16 protein-coding genes are annotated in these 16,592 nt (G+C 52.5%); 8 read left to right on the top strand and 8 right to left on the bottom strand.

Annotation, left to right across the window (positions count from 1 at the left end; translation table 11 throughout):
* The first annotated feature begins 71 nt into the window (after positions 1-71).
* Positions 72-818, top strand: coding sequence for a DUF4397 domain-containing protein (locus P2W70_RS20475; RefSeq protein ID WP_276483383.1), 747 nt, complete (start codon positions 72-74; stop codon positions 816-818).
* A gap of 82 nt (positions 819-900) precedes the next feature.
* On the opposite strand, the gene P2W70_RS20480 is transcribed toward P2W70_RS20475, so the two are convergent.
* Positions 901-1,410 carry a DinB family protein gene (locus tag P2W70_RS20480; RefSeq protein WP_276483384.1) on the bottom strand — a complete coding sequence of 170 codons (510 nt, stop codon included), beginning with the start codon at positions 1,408-1,410 and terminating at the stop codon, positions 901-903.
* Positions 1,411-1,518: 108 nt separating this feature from the next.
* Positions 1,519-2,532 carry a LacI family DNA-binding transcriptional regulator gene (locus tag P2W70_RS20485; protein WP_276483385.1) on the bottom strand — a complete coding sequence of 338 codons (1,014 nt, stop codon included), beginning with the start codon at positions 2,530-2,532 and terminating at the stop codon, positions 1,519-1,521.
* A gap of 246 nt (positions 2,533-2,778) precedes the next feature.
* Between P2W70_RS20485 and P2W70_RS20490 the strand changes: the two genes are divergently transcribed.
* Positions 2,779-3,069 carry an oxidoreductase gene (locus tag P2W70_RS20490; RefSeq protein WP_276483386.1) on the top strand — a complete coding sequence of 97 codons (291 nt, stop codon included), beginning with the start codon at positions 2,779-2,781 and terminating at the stop codon, positions 3,067-3,069.
* 184 nt (positions 3,070-3,253) lie between these two features.
* Entirely contained in the window at positions 3,254-4,432 is a 1,179-nt protein-coding gene (locus tag P2W70_RS20495; protein WP_276483387.1) for an MFS transporter, read from the top strand.
* A 54-nt stretch (positions 4,433-4,486) separates the two neighbouring features.
* On the opposite strand, the gene P2W70_RS20500 is transcribed toward P2W70_RS20495, so the two are convergent.
* A complete protein-coding gene (locus P2W70_RS20500; RefSeq protein WP_276483388.1) occupies positions 4,487-5,041 on the bottom strand; it encodes a DinB family protein in 555 nt (184 codons plus the stop codon).
* Positions 5,042-5,222: 181 nt separating this feature from the next.
* On the opposite strand from P2W70_RS20500, the gene P2W70_RS20505 reads away from it, so the two are divergent.
* The 3 genes from P2W70_RS20505 to P2W70_RS20515 all read left to right on the top strand — a co-directional run bounded on the left by P2W70_RS20505 (position 5,223) and on the right by P2W70_RS20515 (position 9,734).
* Positions 5,223-6,146 (top strand): magnesium transporter CorA family protein, encoded by a 924-nt coding sequence (locus tag P2W70_RS20505; RefSeq protein ID WP_276483389.1) that lies wholly within the window; start codon positions 5,223-5,225, stop codon positions 6,144-6,146.
* Between the two features lie 57 nt (positions 6,147-6,203).
* Positions 6,204-9,068, top strand: coding sequence for a DNA ligase D (gene ligD, locus P2W70_RS20510; protein ID WP_276483390.1), 2,865 nt, complete (start codon positions 6,204-6,206; stop codon positions 9,066-9,068).
* A 249-nt stretch (positions 9,069-9,317) separates the two neighbouring features.
* The gene (locus P2W70_RS20515; RefSeq protein ID WP_276483391.1) at positions 9,318-9,734 is read left to right on the top strand and encodes an SWIB/MDM2 domain-containing protein; all 417 of its coding nucleotides are present in this window, start codon (positions 9,318-9,320) and stop codon (positions 9,732-9,734) included.
* A 120-nt stretch (positions 9,735-9,854) separates the two neighbouring features.
* Here the strand turns inward: P2W70_RS20515 and P2W70_RS20520 are convergent, their stop codons facing one another.
* From P2W70_RS20520 to P2W70_RS20530, 3 genes are all read right to left on the bottom strand, one after another.
* On the bottom strand, positions 9,855-10,286 hold the full coding sequence (locus tag P2W70_RS20520) for a PRC-barrel domain-containing protein (protein ID WP_276483392.1): 432 nt from the start codon (positions 10,284-10,286) through the stop codon (positions 9,855-9,857).
* A 96-nt stretch (positions 10,287-10,382) separates the two neighbouring features.
* Entirely contained in the window at positions 10,383-11,024 is a 642-nt protein-coding gene (locus P2W70_RS20525; protein ID WP_276483393.1) for a response regulator, read from the bottom strand.
* Positions 11,005-12,987 carry a sensor histidine kinase gene (locus P2W70_RS20530; protein ID WP_276483394.1) on the bottom strand — a complete coding sequence of 661 codons (1,983 nt, stop codon included), beginning with the start codon at positions 12,985-12,987 and terminating at the stop codon, positions 11,005-11,007. The genes P2W70_RS20525 and P2W70_RS20530 overlap by 20 nt, the downstream gene beginning before the upstream one ends.
* A 165-nt stretch (positions 12,988-13,152) precedes the next feature.
* On the opposite strand from P2W70_RS20530, the gene P2W70_RS20535 reads away from it, so the two are divergent.
* A complete protein-coding gene (locus P2W70_RS20535; protein WP_276483395.1) occupies positions 13,153-13,563 on the top strand; it encodes a hypothetical protein in 411 nt (136 codons plus the stop codon).
* Between the two features lie 240 nt (positions 13,564-13,803).
* Positions 13,804-14,046 carry a hypothetical protein gene (locus P2W70_RS20540; RefSeq protein WP_276483396.1) on the top strand — a complete coding sequence of 81 codons (243 nt, stop codon included), beginning with the start codon at positions 13,804-13,806 and terminating at the stop codon, positions 14,044-14,046.
* A 256-nt stretch (positions 14,047-14,302) separates the two neighbouring features.
* Here P2W70_RS20540 and P2W70_RS20545 read toward each other — a convergent pair whose 3' ends face one another.
* Together P2W70_RS20545 and P2W70_RS20550 are read right to left on the bottom strand one after the other, a co-directional pair.
* Positions 14,303-15,757 carry a TlpA family protein disulfide reductase gene (locus P2W70_RS20545; protein ID WP_276483397.1) on the bottom strand — a complete coding sequence of 485 codons (1,455 nt, stop codon included), beginning with the start codon at positions 15,755-15,757 and terminating at the stop codon, positions 14,303-14,305.
* Between the two features lie 78 nt (positions 15,758-15,835).
* Positions 15,836-16,591 carry a LytR/AlgR family response regulator transcription factor gene (locus P2W70_RS20550; protein ID WP_276483398.1) on the bottom strand — a complete coding sequence of 252 codons (756 nt, stop codon included), beginning with the start codon at positions 16,589-16,591 and terminating at the stop codon, positions 15,836-15,838.
* Position 16,592: the final 1 nt, after the last annotated feature.

Consider the following 16,592-nt stretch of genomic DNA (forward strand, 5'->3'; position numbering starts at 1 on the left):
CTAAACGTTTATCGCTTACCATTACTACTGCCGGGAACTTTCCAATTCTTTTCACAATTAAAACGCATGAAATGAACAAAGCTCTGTCTTATCTCCGCAGAAGTCTGGTGCCCGTGCTCGCTGTTGTTTCGGCAGGCGTATTGTTGACGGCCTGTCTCAAAGACAAGGATTACGACAACACCCCTATTCCGGCGGCCGGCCTTATGACCTTCAACCTGGCTCCCGATCAGTCTAATTTACTGGTGCGGCTGTCGGGCAACCTGCTTACCCAACAGCCGCTGGGCTATACCAATTATTCCGGTGTATACCAGAATATCTATGTAGGCGATCGCCAGATCGAGGCGTTCAATTACAACGCCGGCAAAACACTGACCAGTTCCAGTTACAAGTTTGAGGATGGTAAATACTATTCCCTGTTCGTGACCGGTGTCGACAGCGCCTACCGCAACATCGTAGCGGTCGACGATTTTGGTAAGCTCGACAGCACATCCTCCACCGGTAAAGCCTATGTACGGTACATCAATGCCATCACCGATACGGTGAATGCTTCTACGGTGACCATCGCAGCAGGCGGTAACAATATCGTCAATGAGTCGGCTGCCTATGGCAAGGTGAATGAGTTTACGGAGGCCACTGCCGGCAATGTGGTAGTAACCGTCAAGAACAACAACGGCGTGGACGCCACGCGTACTATTTCGCTGGAAGCTAATAAAGTGTATACCGTATTGTTGCTGGGCAAGCCCGGTGCTACCGATGCTGCCAAACAGGTGCAGATCAAGTTCGTCGCCAATGGCCTGCTGACCGACGACAATAAATAATTATAAGATCCAATCGTCCCCTCTAAGTGAAAAGGGTGCCCTGCAGTGGGCACCCTTTGTGTTTCATGTCTATACTATTCCCTTACCAGCTTTGACCGCGATCCCAGAAGAAGGGTGGTTGAATGCCCAGGGAGCGCAGGTACACGAATCCTTGTCCGCGGTGATGGTTCTCGTTATCGAGCCAGTAAAGAATGGCCGAGTAGAAAGTACCTTCGTATTGGCCTAGTATCCGGGTCGTTTCCTGCCAGCGGTCTTCTGGTATCTGTGGCCAGAACACATTGAGGTAATCGGTCGCATCATCCCACAACTGCAGCAAGCCCTCTTTCGTGGTGGGGTTGGTATTATCCGGATAGATCTCTTCCAATTGTTTCCAGGTGCCTGTCACTGCCCCATGTACACCGAGAATGGAGAGGGTTGCCAACTCCAGCGCCAGCGCCGAAAAAGGTCGCATTCCGCCAATGGAGTAGTTGAAAAGTTCCTGCTCGGGAAAAGCCTCGATCGCTTTACGGGTGAGCGAACGATGCCCCTGCCAGTGCTGCAATAATTGGTCGGGTGTAATAAAGACGGTGGTGGCGATAGCGGTGGTCTGCATAATAGTTGGTATTTATTGGTGATACACAAAGGAACCACCGGCCAGTGACAGCCTTATGTCAGTAGGAAGTCAACAAGTCGAAAAAAATTCTAAAAGGAAGCAGGCGCCTCAGAATGGCATGGGCGATTTGAGCACCAATTGCCCGTCGAGGTTGATTTGCGTCGTGGCGGGGCGCTGGTTGATGCTTTCCAGCAGCAGGCGGGTCGCCAGGCGCCCCAGTTCGCCCAGGGGTTGCTGGATATAGGCAAAGGGCGCCGGGTAAAAATCGAGGGCTTCTGTTTCGTCGAAGTTCACAATGCGCAGGTCACGGGGAATATGCACCGGCAAGGTGCGGATATACCGAAGGCCGGCAAGGGCGAGGTTGTTGGCTGCGAACAGGAGTCCATCCACCGGTTCGGGGCCTGATAGCAACTGGTGTATCGCCTTTTCGATGGCCGGCTGCTCTACCCGGATATTTACTTCTTTCAACAGGGACTTCGTGGCAGGCAGCTTGTGTTGCTTCAGGGCCGCCACATACCCGCGTTTGCGCTCCTGCAGGTGAAACAACTCCGTATCGTAGGTCAGCATACCAATGCGTTTACAGCCGCTTTCGATCAGGTGCTCTACGGCTTTGAAAGCCGCCCCGTAATTATCGAGGGCTACATAATTCGTCTTGAGGTCGGGAAAATAGCGGTCTACCAGTACAAAGGGCACCTGTTGTTGTTGCAGGCGGATGACCTGGTCTTCACAAAACGCAGGCGGCGACAGGATGAGCCCGTCTACCTGGCGATCGAGCAGCGTATCGATGAGTTTGCCATTCTTGGCGGCATTCTCGTCCGAGCTACTGAAGATGACGGTATACTGGTGCTGCTCGGCTTCATCTTCAATGATGCGTGCCAGTGCCGAAAAGAAGGGATTGGCAATATCCGATACGATGAGGCCGATGGTGAAGGTCTTGTTGGTCTTGAGGCTGCGGGCTACCTGGTTGATCCGGTAGTTCATACCGGCCGCTACTTCGCGGATGCGCTGCGCCAGTTCTTTCGATACCCGGTTCTCTCTTTTGTTGTTGAGTACATAGGATACCAGGGCGGTCGACACCCCCACTTTTTGCGCAATATCTTTTAGTGAAACCTTGCGTTCCATATCACAATCGTACCGTTTTTTGCGGAGTATCTGCTTAATGCATTAACCAACCCGCATCGGGCAATATACTGAAAACCAAAAGGATATTTGAAGTTAACGGATTAAAGCCACATTAATAAAAGTTAAAGAGGCCTTAAGTCGGTTAAACGTTTAACCAAATATTCCTAGTTTTGTGTCGTAAACACACATTCCAATAATCCCGGTTTGTGCAAGCATTCGGGGTTATGCACCTAAAGCCTGAGAGAAATGGAACAACTGACCAATGTGGGGCTCATAGAATGGAAACAACCAGTAGGATCTTTCCAAACAGATTCACTGGGCAACCGCAACGGGTTTCACCTCAAGAAGGTATTGATCCCCGATGTGTCTCCTGAGATCACCAAACAGCATTATCCGCACTCGGAGATCGTACAGGACAAACGAGCTATCATGGAGGACTCTAGTATAGACCTCATAGTAATATCGGGAGCCGCGAAAAGTGATCTGGATCTGGTAGCCGAGGTATTGCAGGCTGGCAAACACGTTAGACTGGTTTAGTTACAGTATGGTTTTGACACATTGCCCGCCCATGATGAGATAAGATATTACCTATGGGAACAGCGCCCAAGCGCTCACATGAGATCCCCCCTACATGAATGCCTGCACCAGCGGGCATTTTTTGTCGTCTTATACGAACCTATTATACGAACAACAGATGAATCAGACGAGCTTTTTGAAAACGATGAAACCAGGATTGCTCACTCTTACCCTCGGGGGTATGGTGGTGGGTATGACAGAATTTATGATGATGGGGGTACTGCCCGATGTCGCCAATGACCTTTCCGTATCCATTCCCACCGCGGGTCACCTGATTGCGATCTATGCCCTGGGTGTGGTGATTGGGGCGCCGCTCATGACGGCGTTGACCTCCAAATACCGGCCCCGGTATGTACTGATGGGCATGATGGGGCTCTTTGCCCTGTTCAATACCTTGTTTGCCCTGGCTCCTTCCTTTGGCCTGTTGCTGGTAACCCGGCTATTTGCAGGTTTACCACATGGTGCCTTCTTTGGTATGGGTGCGGTGGCCGCTGCTCGTTTATCGGAACCCGGCCGGGAGGCCCGTTCCGTATCGATGATGTTTGCCGGTCTTACCGTGGCCAATATTGTGGGGGTACCTTTCGGCACCTGGATGTCGCACGAGATTGGCTGGCGTTATGCCTTCTTCACCATCGCTGCCATCGCGGTGATCGCTGCCCTCAGCATCAACCGCTGGATGCCCAATATTGCCTCGTCGCAAACAGAAGGCTTCGGCAAGAGCATGCGGGTGTTCAGGCAGGCCGATTTCTGGCTGATCATTGGTATCTCTTCCATCGGTACGGGTGGACTCTTTGCCTGGATCAGTTATATCGCGCCGCTCATGACAGAAGTAGCTGGCTTTAGCGCTGGCAGCGTCAGCAGTATCATGATCGTTGCCGGTGTGGGTATGGCCGTCGGTAATTTTATTGGGGGTCGACTGGCCGACCGGTATTCGCCGCTCAAGACCACCGGCTCCTTGCTCATTGCGATGATCGCCGCGCTATTAGTGGTATCTGTGGTCAGTTATTTCAAAGCCCCTGCCCTGGTCATGACCTTCGTAACAGGCGCCATTGCCTTTGCGGTGATCGCCCCGATGCAGATGCTGATGATCAGCTCGGCCAAAGGTGCCGAAATGCTGGCCTCTTCCGTATTACAGGCGAGTGCCAATATGGGTAATGCGTTGGGTGCGTACCTTGGAGGATTGCCGATTGCCGCCGGCTTTGGTTATACCTCACCGGAATATGTAGGTGCCGGACTGGCTCTTACCGGTTTCATGCTCTGCCTGGCATTGGCAAAAGTAAAAAAACAACCGGCCGCTGTGACTCAACAGCCGGGTGTTGCCTGATGACCGCGTAGCTTCAAAATAATTATAGCGCCCCCTGTAACAAAGGGGGCTTTTTTAGGCCGGTACGGCAGTGAGGTGCTGGTGTATATGGCGTAGCTGGCGCGCATGACGAACTGTATGGCAAATGCCAAAGCTGATCCACTCCCACCGGGTCAGGTGCCCGACCTGCGGAAATTCAAAGTCCATACACGACAACGACAGGTCGAGTGTACGGGCTTTTTCGGCGATGCTATCGATGGTGGCCCTGTACGTCTGCAACAAAGCTTTTACGTCATGTGGACCATCACCCGGCAGGATAAATTCGGGCGACTGCATTTTGATATCGAAGTCGAGAAAGATGTCTTCAATCCCTTTCACTTCCGCATCCGGCGCGCGGCCTACCGTAGGGGCGGTGTTGCCGGTGATCAGTGAAGGAATGCCTTCGATGGATTTCAGCAGGTGCTCCGCCACCTGGCCACCCGTCCAGCTACCGGCAAATGGTACTTTATTGAAATTGTTGTTATTGAAAGCCGAGAGGGCGGCCAACACTTCGCGGCCGGTGGCATCCAGCTCCTGCAACAGCTTATCCAGTTGCGGATAAGGCAGATCGATGTAATTTTTTACTGGCATATACTGTTTGTTTTTATACTGTAAACCTACCTGCTATCGGGCGTACCTAAGCTGTACGATCCCGACAATCTGCAGGGTGCATTGCGGCAAGGGCCGATCCTGGTGGTGAGGATATTCCTGTACAAAGCAGCCGTCAGCTACAGGGTCTGCCAATTGCAGCGACCTGCACAAACAGCAGCACATGGCGACTGCGCCCGACAATGGCACCCAGCAACTGGCCAACAAACAACAAAATGGTTACGAATGGATCGATCTCACTGATCCTTCCCCCGCGCAGCTGAACCAGATTGCCGAACAATATGCTTTGCACGATGCGTCTATCGAAGACATGCTGGCCGTCGACCACCTGCCCAAATACGAACGCCTCAAACAATACACCTTTATCATTCTGCGGTACTACGCTGCCGAAAAGGATAATTATGCCGATACTGTCGAGGAACTGACCAATAAGATTGCCCTGGTGATCGGCCAGGGATTTATCATCACCATTCACCGCCATGCGTGGGAGCCGCTGTCCATGATCTACGAACGGAAAGTAAAAAGACAGGAATGCGAATCGCCCGAACAGGCCCTGGTAGAAGTGGTACGGGCAGTATTAGAAAGCTATGAAGCCCCTGCCCACAAGCTGAACCACACCATCGACCTGTACGAAGAACAGGTATTTCTCAAGCACCGGAAGGCGCCCATGCTCAAGGGGCTTTACTACATCAAACGCAAAGTCGATGTGATCCGCCGCCTGCTCATCCTGAGTTATGAGGTGGTCGACAAGATCGACCCGCCACAGGAGTCGAATGCCCTGACGCGCGATATCCGCGACCTGCATATCAAGCAACACAGTGTATACGATGCACTGGCCGAAAACATCAGCCAGCTGCTGGCCATCTACTTCAATGTATCGGCCCAGCGCACCAACGAGATCATCCGCATCCTCACCATTTTTTCCGTCTTCTTTCTGCCGCTCACCTTTATCGTCGGCATTTATGGCATGAATTTCCGCTTCATGCCCGAACTGAACTGGAAGGCGGGTTACCCGGCCGCCATTGGCCTCATGGTACTCGTAACTGCCGCTATTTATTACTGGTTTCGCCGCAACAATTGGCTATAGCCCTCCTGCCATGCAGGCTGGCACACTATTTAAGCACTTTATACCAAATGATGTGTTATGGCACTGGCAACTTATCGCAAGAAAAGATCCTTTCAACATACGCCCGAACCAACCGGCGGCAAAGCAAGCGGCAAGGCCCTGCGCTTCGTGATCCAGAAGCACGACGCATCCCGTTTGCATTATGATTTCCGCCTGGAAATGGACGGTGTCTTGAAAAGCTGGGCCGTGCCGAAAGGGCCATCGCTCAACCCGGAAGACAAACGCCTGGCGATGATGGTCGAAGACCATCCCTACGATTACCGCAACTTCGAAGGCATCATCCCCGCAGGCAACTACGGGGCCGGCACCGTGATCGTATGGGATGAAGGGACCTATGAACCACTGGAACCCACCGGCGATAAGCAGAAAGATGAAAAAGGACTGTTGAAACAATTGAAGGCGGGTAGTCTCAAGGTCAGGTTATACGGACAGAAATTGCAGGGAGAGTTTGCATTGGTCAAACTCAAAAATGCCGAGAACAATGCCTGGCTGCTGATCAAGCACCGCGACGAATACGCCAAAACTACCGATGTAACCCGCAAGGTGCGCTCGGTGGTATCGGACAAAACACTCGAAGAGGTCGAAAAGACAAGCAAGAACATTTACGGAGAAAAGCCGGCTTCCGGCAGCAGCAAGAAAGCTGCCACCAAGCGCAAGGCTCCTGCGCGGCGCCCTACCACCACCAAAGCCAGCAAGCCTTCCCAAGACACTACCCGTTCCAAAAGCGCCGGCAAGGCCGCCGCCAGGCCCGCTACAAAGGCCGCTCCACGCAAGACGGCAGCTGCGACCAACAGCGCTGCGCCCAGGAAGGCAGCCACCACCAGGAGCAGCGCGCGCTCCAAAGCTGGTATCCGGAAAGCAACCAATACGCCAACACGTAAAAAAAAAGCACTAGCCAGTCTGTCCGCCGCGCCTAAGGCTGCCTTTCCTAAATCCTTTCCTCCGATGCTGGGCACCCTGGTCAATGAACCTTTCGACCAACCGGGCTGGCTCTATGAAATCAAATGGGATGGATACCGGGCCGTTGCATTAAGCCATAAGAGCAACGTGGAGCTGCTTTCCCGCAACCAGAAATCCTTCAACGATAAGTTTTACCCCGTGTATGAAGCCGTAAAAGCCTGGAAGCTCGATGCCATCATCGATGGAGAGATCTGTGTGGTCAACGAAAAAGGCATTGCGCATTTCGGCTCCCTGCAGAACTGGCGAAGCGAGGCCGATGGCGAACTCGTCTATTATGTATTCGATATACTGTGGCTGGATGGGCACGACCTCACCCAGCTTCCCCTGAGCGAACGTCGGGATATCCTACGACCACTGGTTCCCCCAACGGGTATCATCCGCTTCAGCGAAAACTTCGAGAGCTCGGCCACCGATTTCCTGGCGGTAGCATCGAAGATGGGCATGGAAGGCATCATGGCCAAGAAGGCCGATAGTATCTATATGCCGGGCGAACGCACCCGCGACTGGCTCAAGCTGAAAGCCAATAAAAGACACGAGGTCGTCATTGGTGGGTTTACGAAGAACGAGGATTCTCCCAAGCTGTTTAGTGCCCTGCTGGTGGGGGTGTACGACGGCAAGCGGCTTCACTATACCGGGAAGATCGGCACCGGCTTCAATGACAAGCTGCAGCGGGAGATGATGCAGCAGTTCAAAACACTGGTCAGCAAAAAATGTCCGTTTACCGAAGTACCTGATGTCAACAAGCCCTCCCGCTTCCGCCCCGATCCGCCCCACGCCACGGTTACCTGGCTACAACCCAAACTGGTAGGCGAAGTCAGTTATGCCGAGATGACCAGCGATGGCGTGATGCGCCATCCCAGCTTTGAAGGCATGCGCAGTGATAAGAAAGCCAGCAGCGTGACGGCCGAAACAGCGGTAGATGTAAAAGAAGTGACGAAGAAAATCAAGCAGGACCCTACCGCAAAGCTGCTGGTTAAAGGCGGTAAGCACGACCGTAAAAGCCTGCTCAACCCTTCGGAAGCCACCCAGGTACGCGTGATCGATGGGCAAGAGTTGTCATTCACGAACCTGAACAAGGTCTTCTGGCCGAAAGAAAAATACACCAAGCGGGATATGCTGAACTACTATTACCAGGTGGCTCCGTATATACTCCCCTACCTGGTCAACAGGCCACAATCACTGAACCGCTACCCCAATGGGATCAATGGTAAAAGCTTTTACCAGAAGGATGTGACCGGCAAGTCGCCCGATTGGATACAGCAATTTCCCTATACAACGAGCGAAGGGGAAGACAAGAACTTCATGGTGCCTACCAATGAAGCCAGCCTGCTGTGGATGGCCAACCTGGGCGCCATCGAGATGAATCCCTGGAACAGTACGATCCATCATCCGGACCATCCCGACTGGTGTTGCCTCGACCTGGACCCCGACAAAGGCAATACTTTTGAACAGGTCATTGAAACCGCCCGGGCAGTGAAGCGGGTACTCGATGAGCTGGGCATCGAGGGGTACCCCAAGACCTCCGGCTCTACCGGTATACATATCTATATTCCCCTGGGCCATCGGTATACCTATGATGAATGCCAGCTCTTCGGTAAGCTGATCGCGGTGCAGGTACATGAGCTGTTGCCTGGGTTCACCAGCATAGAAAGAATGACCCGCAACAGGAAGGGAAAGCTCTATATCGACTACTTGCAAAACAGGCCCAAAGCCACACTGGCAGCGGCTTACAGCCTTCGCCCAAAGCCCGGCGCCACCGTCTCCATGCCCCTCGACTGGAGCGAGGTCAGGAAGGGATTACAACTGCAAAAGTTCACCATCGCCAATGCCATTACGCGCATCAAACGTACGGGCGATCTCTTCAAACCCGTGCTAGGCAAGGGGGTGAATATAGCCCGCGCCCTGAAGCAACTGAAGTCATAAAGAAGCTTCGGTTATAGGGGTCATTGGATGCTTCGGACGCGTTTCCCAATGAAAAAATGCCATTTCTCCAATGAGGATACTAACATAGAGTGAATAACTCGTGGACAATTGCTATGCTGATATGCCCTAATCTTGCTATATTACTTCATTATTTTACGGAGGAAAGATTATTGACCTGTCTGATGCAGGGAAATAAATTCACTTCCTCCTTGCATTAGACATCATCATCAATCGTAAAAAAAACGAACAATGGCAACAAAAAAAGCGCCCAAGAAAGCAGCTAAAAAAGCAGCTCCTAAAAAGGCAGCTAAGAAAGCAGCGCCTAAAAAAGCAGCTCCTAAGAAAGCTGTAAAAAAAGCAGCTCCGGCTCCTAAAAAAGCGGCAGCTCCTAAAAAAGCAGCTAAGAAGAAATCTGCACGTAAACCAAATGCAGCCTTCATGGCTCCCCTCACTCCCAGCGCTACACTGGCAGAAGTGATCGGTAACAAGCCCCTTCCCAGAACTGAGATCGTTAAGAAGATCTGGGACTACATCAAGAAGAACGACCTCCAGGACAAGAAGAACAGACGTGCAATCAATGCTGACGCCAAGCTGAAACCCGTTTTCGGTAAGGATCAGATCACGATGTTCGAACTGGCCAAGATCGTTGGCAAGCACGTGAAATAGGCCGTTAGGTCCCTAAATAGATTTAGCCAGGCTACCTGGTAGCCTGGCTAAATTTCTATCTGAATGGGAACTGTTATTGACTTCCTCTCTCCATCATTTCCCACTCCCTTACTTTCTGTCTCATAGCGGTACCATCGGTATCGGCGTACGGTCGTAATAGGCGGTAATACGGTCAAAATAGCTGTGATCATTGGTATCGGGCCAGTGATCCTTGTCAAAGCCGGGCGCTTCGCTCAGGTACTCCTTATCACGGTGCAATACGAATACTTCCTTCGCCGCATTCAACCGCAGTTCGCGGAAGGGTATGGCAAACAATTTACCGCCCATCCCCAGGAAGGTGCCAGATTCGAGCACGACGTATTCAATGACGCCTGTTTGCAGGTTGACCATCAGGTCATCGATCTTACCCAGGTTATCTCCCTGTGGGTTCTCCACCCGGTCTCCAATGATGGAATGGGCTGTCAGCCTTTTTACCGGGTTATTGGCATCCGGACCTTCGTGGTTGACGCCGGTCTGGTTATCTGCTTCATATTTAGTTTCTCGCAGGTTCATGATTCCTCCTTTTTAGTTGAGTTATACCTAAACAGGTAAAAACAGCGTGCCAGCCACCGGGCATAAAATCCCCATTTTGCCCCTGGTAATCGGCTGCTACACGAGTCCTTGCTGGACAGCGATCTTGATGAGGGCTGCTACATTTTTTACATCGAATTTCTGCAGAAGGTTGCGACGATGGGTTTCGATCGTCAGCGGACTTAAGGTGAGTTGTGTGGCGATATCGGCGGTGGTCATCCCTTCCGATATCATGTGAAGGATCTCTTTCTCCCGCTTGGTAAGCGCGGGGATGCCCTTTAATTCGGTTGCGGAAGGGCGGGCAATGATCTCTTTCACTTCCTTGCTGAACGTGATCTGGCCGCCCAGGGCTTCTTGTATGCAGGCCATCAACTCGGTGGCGGAAGCATTCTTCAGCAGGTAGCCGCTGGCGCCATGCTGCAGGGCCTGCAGGATGATACTACGTTCGCTGTGGTTACTCAGGATGAGCACACTGGTGGCGGGGTACAATAGTTTAATGTCCTTGCACAGGTCCATCCCGCTCACATCGGGCAGCGAGATATCCAGCAATACGATGTCTACCCGGTGCTGCCGCATATACTCCCGGAATGCTCCTCCGGTGGTAAAACTGCCCGCTACGCGCAGGTATTCCTTTTGATCGAGCAGCTTGCGCAACCCTTCAATGACCACGGGGTGGTCATCGACCACGGCGATACTCAGCTTATCCTTGTCCTGCAACATGTAATTCTATATTTATGGTGGTGCCTTCGTTGATGATGGAGTTGATCTCCATCTTGCCCTGCAGGTAATCGACCCGGCTCCTGACATTCATTAGTCCGATCCCTTTTGACAAAGCAGCCGAGCGGGCATCGAATCCCCGGCCATTGTCTTCCAGCGTAATGAGGAAGATACCTTCGTGCTGGCTGCACTGCAACAGGATCTCCGTCGCGTGGGCATGTTTGATCGCATTGGTCAACAATTCCTGCACAATGCGGTAAATGGTGACCTGCGTTTGCTGGACCAGCGACCGCTCTACGCCCAGGGATTGAAAATCGATGCGCACCTGTTCTGTCATCAGGCTTTCGCACAGGTCCTTCATCGCCGCCTCCAGGCCCAGCTTCAACAGGGCTTCCGGCATCATGTTACGAGCTATCCGCCGCAACTCGCTGATGGAGGTATCGAGCTGTCCGATCACTTTATTGAGCTCCCCTTCCTGCGACGTATACGTCAGTTCGGTCAGGTTTAGCTTGACCCCGGCCAGCATGCCACCGAGTCCGTCGTGCAGGTCGCCAGCCATGCGGCGGCGTTCCCGCTCTTCTCCCTGCAACAGGGCCTGGCCAAACTGTATCTGTTGCTCCTGGGCGATCTCTTTCAGTTGCTGCTGGTGGTTGAGGTCTTTTTGCTCCGACAGCTTCCGGTTGTTGCGGTAATACAGCTGTGCCAGCAAGGCTACAACCAGCAGCAGGATGGCAGCAGAAGCCAGGAACCAGGTCAACAGGCGGTTGCTCTGCGCGGTCAACAGGGCTTTATCATTTTCCGCCTTCAGGCCGGCGATCTGCTTTTGGTTTTCGGCATCGTTGAATTTGAGTTCGAGTGCCTGGATATCGGTTTTGAGCTGGCTTTCGTGTACGCTGTCGCTGAGGTCGCTGTAGATCTTCGACCATTTATACGCTTCGGGCATCTCTTTCAGTCCTGCATAGGTTTCTGCCAGCCCTTTGTATATCTGCAGCCGGTTGGTGATCTGCGCCATCATACCGGGCTGCTGCAACAGGTACAACAATACGGGTTTGGCATTGACATAATTCTTCTGATCAAACCAGGCATAGAAGCGTTGCAACTGCAAGCGTTGCTCTTCATACTCCCGGTTCATTCGTTTGGCGAGGGCAATCCCCCTATCCGTGCTTTGCAGCGCCTGGCCGTATTGTTTGGTTGCATTGAAGTAGGTGCTTTCGGCCGCGTAGTAATCGACAAAAAGCGGTGATTCGGGAAAAGGCGCCAGGAGGGCATGGGCGCTATCGAGCATGGGTTTGGCCTTGTCAAACTGCTCCCATAAGGTATAGTTTTCCGCCCCTGTTATATATGCCACTGCCAGCTCATTGCGGGCGTGTATGGCGCGGAATACCGCGATGGCCTTGAGGATATACACGGTAGCCTTGCTATACTGGGAGGTATTCTTGAACGTCAAAGCGAGGTCGTGCAAGTTCTTCGCCAGCACCGTGCTATCACCCGCTTGTTGTGCCAGCGGAATGGAATGCTTTAATAAGATATCTGCGAAACCTTTTTCATCGCCCTGCACCTGTTGCAATACGCCGTAGTTGTGCCAGGCTTCCGAGCGGAAGGTAAGGGCTACTTTGGTATCGATGGGTTGCAACAGGCTGTCGGCCCGCAGGAAGGCTGCCTCGCTGCTGTCGATGGCACCGGTCACGTACATTAATATGCCTTCATAAAAATTACCCACAGCCACCTGGAAGGAATTGGCGGCATAGCGACGCCCTTCTGCCAGGTAACCTTTCGCTTTGACGGGATCTCTGAATGCCCAGTTGTACGACAGCAGGTAACTGGCCTTGGCCCGTACGCTGTCGGCCGTAGCCGTTTGGAATACCTGCGTGAGGCTATCGATGGTGCGCTCACCGCTCATGTGATTTTGTGCGCCGGCATACCGTGTGACCAACAAGAGGCAACAGAGAACAATACAACGGATCATGCCGGCAAAATAAACAACAAATCCGGGATTCAATTTCCAACAGAGCATTATACCAGAAAACCAGTAGATAAAATTCATGGAGAAGCCGTATTGTTCCGGGAGGTTGCTACCGGTAGTTTTGCCCCCTGCTTACCAATACCGTACACGATCACAAAAACCATAAAGATGAACTGGACAAAACACCCTGTGCGTATCCTGACTCTCCTGTTATCCTGTGCACTCCTTTTTACCGCCTGCAAAAAAGACAAAGATGAAAATCCTGCGGGCGGTGGCGGTTATCCCAAAGAGGTGACCATCGAATACCGTGTCACTACCACCACGAGCACCCTGAAGAAAGCCAGCGTTACTTACATCAACGAAACCGGCGGTCATTCTACCGATGACGCTGCTGCCCTGCCCTTCTCGAAGAAATTCAAGAAATCGGTCAAGCAGTACGACGTCATCCTGGTATCGGGCATGGCGCTGGTCGGCGGCAACTTCACGCTGGAGATCCTCGTGAATGACAAAGTGGTAAAAACCGAATCATTCAGCGGTACCAGCACGATCACTGGTTCTACTGCTTACGGATTTGAATAACACAGCAGGATCATGCGACACTGTTGCTGCATGATCATACTGAAAATACAGAGGGCCCCGGACGTGCTGATCCGGGGCCCTCTTGCATTTTGTACAAACCAATAAAGCTTTACAGACTAACCCGGCATGATTCAGTAGATCGTGCCACTCCTTGCTCCACCTGTCCCCAAAACGCCCCACCTGGCGCCCCGGCCCGGAGGGCTGGCATAAAATTGTTATATGTAAAGCAAAACATTGGTTATGGAATACGGACAGAAATTAAATCCCAAAGATGTGAAGACACAGCCGCAGGAAGAGTTCATCAACCAGACCAATCATAAGATGGACGAAGCGGCTGAAGAAACACCCGTCATCGCAGGTGCTGCCCAACCTGAAAACCTGCCTGCTCAGGAAATTGAAGAAGAGGGATGGGAACTGGATGAACGTGCCGATCAAAAGGCCGCCAAGGACCTACCCTATCCTCCCAAGGCTCCCAATAAATAAGCATCAACCTACCCTTCTATATCAGGATCAATATTATCCGTATCCGACCCTACCTCTTACGAGGTATCCCCTGCAACACTTCAGTAGCAGCACCACAGCGTGCTCCGTTGGAAATAGGCCGTACCCAAAGCTGCCTCTGGCAGTAGTTTCCCATAAATATCCTTGAATAAACAACTGGTATCCTAAGTGACCAAAGGGCCGACAGAATAGAAAGCGGATGCTACCTGCTTTACTGTTCAGTTGGCCCTTACTCTTTTTACGGATTACTCAATAGCAGGTCAAGTTGCTGATGGAGTTTCACTCCAGCTGAGGGGCGTGGCGCATTGGTTGTCACTAGCTTTCCGCGTCGATCCAATATCCAGTAAGCCGGTACACCTGCCACGCGGTAATGCCCCATGAACAGCTTACTCGCATCCGTATCGAGGTAATAATGTTCCCCACCCCACTGTTGCGTACGCACCAGCTTTTTCCAGGCACTGCTATCATCCTGCACACAGATATTTACAAAAACGACGTCCTGTTGCCTGTAGGTAGCCTGCAAGGCCGGCACATGGGGCAGTTCCTGCCGGCAAGGGCCACACCAGGTTGCGTATACATCCACATACACGACCTTACCAGCATAACGCTTTGCCAGCAACGCCAGCATATCCGTAGCTGGTAATGCCTGTCCCTGTCCGTTTACGCCCAGTTGGTACAATCCCGACAGGGGCTTTATGGGGAAGTTGACAGCCAGTGCCCGATCCAGACTACGTTGTAGACAGTCTGGTACAAAAGCGTTGGTAAATGAGGAACGCCAGGCAGGCAACAAATCCATCAACGACGGTTCTTTTAAGCACAGGCCGTGTAAAAAAGAGTACAGCATATAGTCGCGGCACAGACCCCGCGGTTCTTTTTCCAACACGCGTACGCCCGCCCGCATGGCCTCCTCCAGGCGACCCGCCTGTCGCGCCTTTCGCACGACACTATCCATATCGGTTACCCATTGAGCATACCAGCCGAGGTGGTAGGCAAACATCATGGATTGAAAATTGGCAGGATCATGCAAGCCAAAGACGGGATCGCGGAAAAGGGCGATACGAGCGGCCTTTTCAGGGGCGGGCAAACTATCAAATACATAATCCGTTACATAATTCGAGATAACGTACCAAACATCCCGCTCCAAAAAGGAACGAACAAATGGGTGAGTTGCACTGCCGGCTGCATAGCTATCGTAAGCGCCCATCTGTCGTTGATGCGTGACCTGGATGGCTGCCCGCATGCTATCGGGCGACTGCTTCCACTCGTACCGCGGGCTTTTCAACGATGATACATACTGATGCGCTTTATTGAGTTGCGTGGATAGCGCGGCATGATCGCCGGATAGCTGCAACCAGGCAAAATCTTTTTCCCCCAACCGGGCCGCATCCACCAGCAGGTGAACGGAATCACCGGGCGCCAGCCATAGGTTGATAAAAACATCGTTGTAGCGAACGGTGATGTTTTGTGCCACCGCCAGTTCGCCCCTGGCCACCAGTCTGCCCAGCGTGTCGGTGGCCGCAGCCACCGTTGTTTTAAAAAAGGGATTGACGAAATGAACGGCAAAAGCCTGGGGCGTGGCCGGTGTACGGTGCACTACCTGCACCGCCACCGTGGCTATACGCGGGGCTGGCTCCTGCGCTTCGGTATGGGCAATAGACAACAGGGCCGCCATCAGCAGCGAACAATACTTCATACAATTGATTTATTAAATGGGAATAGGAATAACGGAGTATCGAATCACCCGCGATCAAGACTGGCGTCCTGCCCAAGCTCAGGGAAGCCGGTTCAATACTTGTTTTACCGCCTCCATATGCTGCCGCGACACCGGAACCTTTGTCCCATCCTCCAGCAGCAACACGCCTCCGTCTTCACGCAGCAGGCTTTTCACATAACGAAAGTTGACGAGGTGCGACTGGTGCACCCGGTGAAAATCATAGTCCTTCAGCAAGCCCACGTATTCTTTCAGCGTTTTGGCGACTACCACCGGCGCTTCCTGTTTCAGGTAAAAGCGGGTATAGTTATCCGAAGCTTCGCAGCGTATGATCTCTTCTACGCGCACATACCGGGTTTCCTGTAAGGTGGGCAGGGCCAACCTGGGCTGGTCATTGCCCGGTACACGGATCATCCTGATCAGGTGCTCCAGCTGCTCATTCTTTTGGCGCGCACCGATCCTGTCCTGCGCTTTACCGACAGCCGTCTGCAACTCGGGTATATCGACAGGCTTCAGCAGATAATCCAATGCAGCAAACTTGATGGCCTGGATACCGTACTGATCATAGGCAGTAATAAAGATCACCTCAAAATCGGCGGTATCGAATGCTTTCAGCACGTCGAAACCCGTTCCCTCCTGCAACTGAATATCGAGGAATACCAGCGCGGGCGAATGTTTCTGTATCGCTTCGATGCCCGTAGCTACCGTACCCGCTGAAGCAACCACCCGCACATCAGGACACCAATCCCGCAGCAACCCCAGCAGGTTCTCCAGGTTGGGCAATTCATCTTCTATGATAACAGCGTTGAGGGTCATA

The organism is Paraflavitalea pollutisoli, from assembly GCF_029360705.1.
Classification (GTDB): domain Bacteria; phylum Bacteroidota; class Bacteroidia; order Chitinophagales; family Chitinophagaceae; genus Paraflavitalea; species Paraflavitalea pollutisoli.

What these genes read in the sequence shown, in the direction of transcription:
- P2W70_RS20475 (WP_276483383.1), top strand. Translation starts at nt 72, where the DNA reads ATGAACAAAGCTCTGTCTTATCTCCGCAGAAGTCTGGTGCCCGTGCTC.
- P2W70_RS20480 (WP_276483384.1), bottom strand. Translation starts at nt 1,410, where the DNA reads ATGCAGACCACCGCTATCGCCACCACCGTCTTTATTACACCCGACCAA.
- P2W70_RS20485 (WP_276483385.1), bottom strand. Translation starts at nt 2,532, where the DNA reads ATGGAACGCAAGGTTTCACTAAAAGATATTGCGCAAAAAGTGGGGGTG.
- P2W70_RS20490 (WP_276483386.1), top strand. Translation starts at nt 2,779, where the DNA reads ATGGAACAACTGACCAATGTGGGGCTCATAGAATGGAAACAACCAGTA.
- P2W70_RS20495 (WP_276483387.1), top strand. Translation starts at nt 3,254, where the DNA reads ATGAAACCAGGATTGCTCACTCTTACCCTCGGGGGTATGGTGGTGGGT.
- P2W70_RS20500 (WP_276483388.1), bottom strand. Translation starts at nt 5,041, where the DNA reads ATGCCAGTAAAAAATTACATCGATCTGCCTTATCCGCAACTGGATAAG.
- P2W70_RS20505 (WP_276483389.1), top strand. Translation starts at nt 5,223, where the DNA reads ATGGCGACTGCGCCCGACAATGGCACCCAGCAACTGGCCAACAAACAA.
- ligD (WP_276483390.1), top strand. Translation starts at nt 6,204, where the DNA reads ATGGCACTGGCAACTTATCGCAAGAAAAGATCCTTTCAACATACGCCC.
- P2W70_RS20515 (WP_276483391.1), top strand. Translation starts at nt 9,318, where the DNA reads ATGGCAACAAAAAAAGCGCCCAAGAAAGCAGCTAAAAAAGCAGCTCCT.
- P2W70_RS20520 (WP_276483392.1), bottom strand. Translation starts at nt 10,286, where the DNA reads ATGAACCTGCGAGAAACTAAATATGAAGCAGATAACCAGACCGGCGTC.
- P2W70_RS20525 (WP_276483393.1), bottom strand. Translation starts at nt 11,024, where the DNA reads ATGTTGCAGGACAAGGATAAGCTGAGTATCGCCGTGGTCGATGACCAC.
- P2W70_RS20530 (WP_276483394.1), bottom strand. Translation starts at nt 12,987, where the DNA reads ATGATCCGTTGTATTGTTCTCTGTTGCCTCTTGTTGGTCACACGGTAT.
- P2W70_RS20535 (WP_276483395.1), top strand. Translation starts at nt 13,153, where the DNA reads ATGAACTGGACAAAACACCCTGTGCGTATCCTGACTCTCCTGTTATCC.
- P2W70_RS20540 (WP_276483396.1), top strand. Translation starts at nt 13,804, where the DNA reads ATGGAATACGGACAGAAATTAAATCCCAAAGATGTGAAGACACAGCCG.
- P2W70_RS20545 (WP_276483397.1), bottom strand. Translation starts at nt 15,757, where the DNA reads ATGAAGTATTGTTCGCTGCTGATGGCGGCCCTGTTGTCTATTGCCCAT.
- P2W70_RS20550 (WP_276483398.1), bottom strand. Translation starts at nt 16,591, where the DNA reads ATGACCCTCAACGCTGTTATCATAGAAGATGAATTGCCCAACCTGGAG.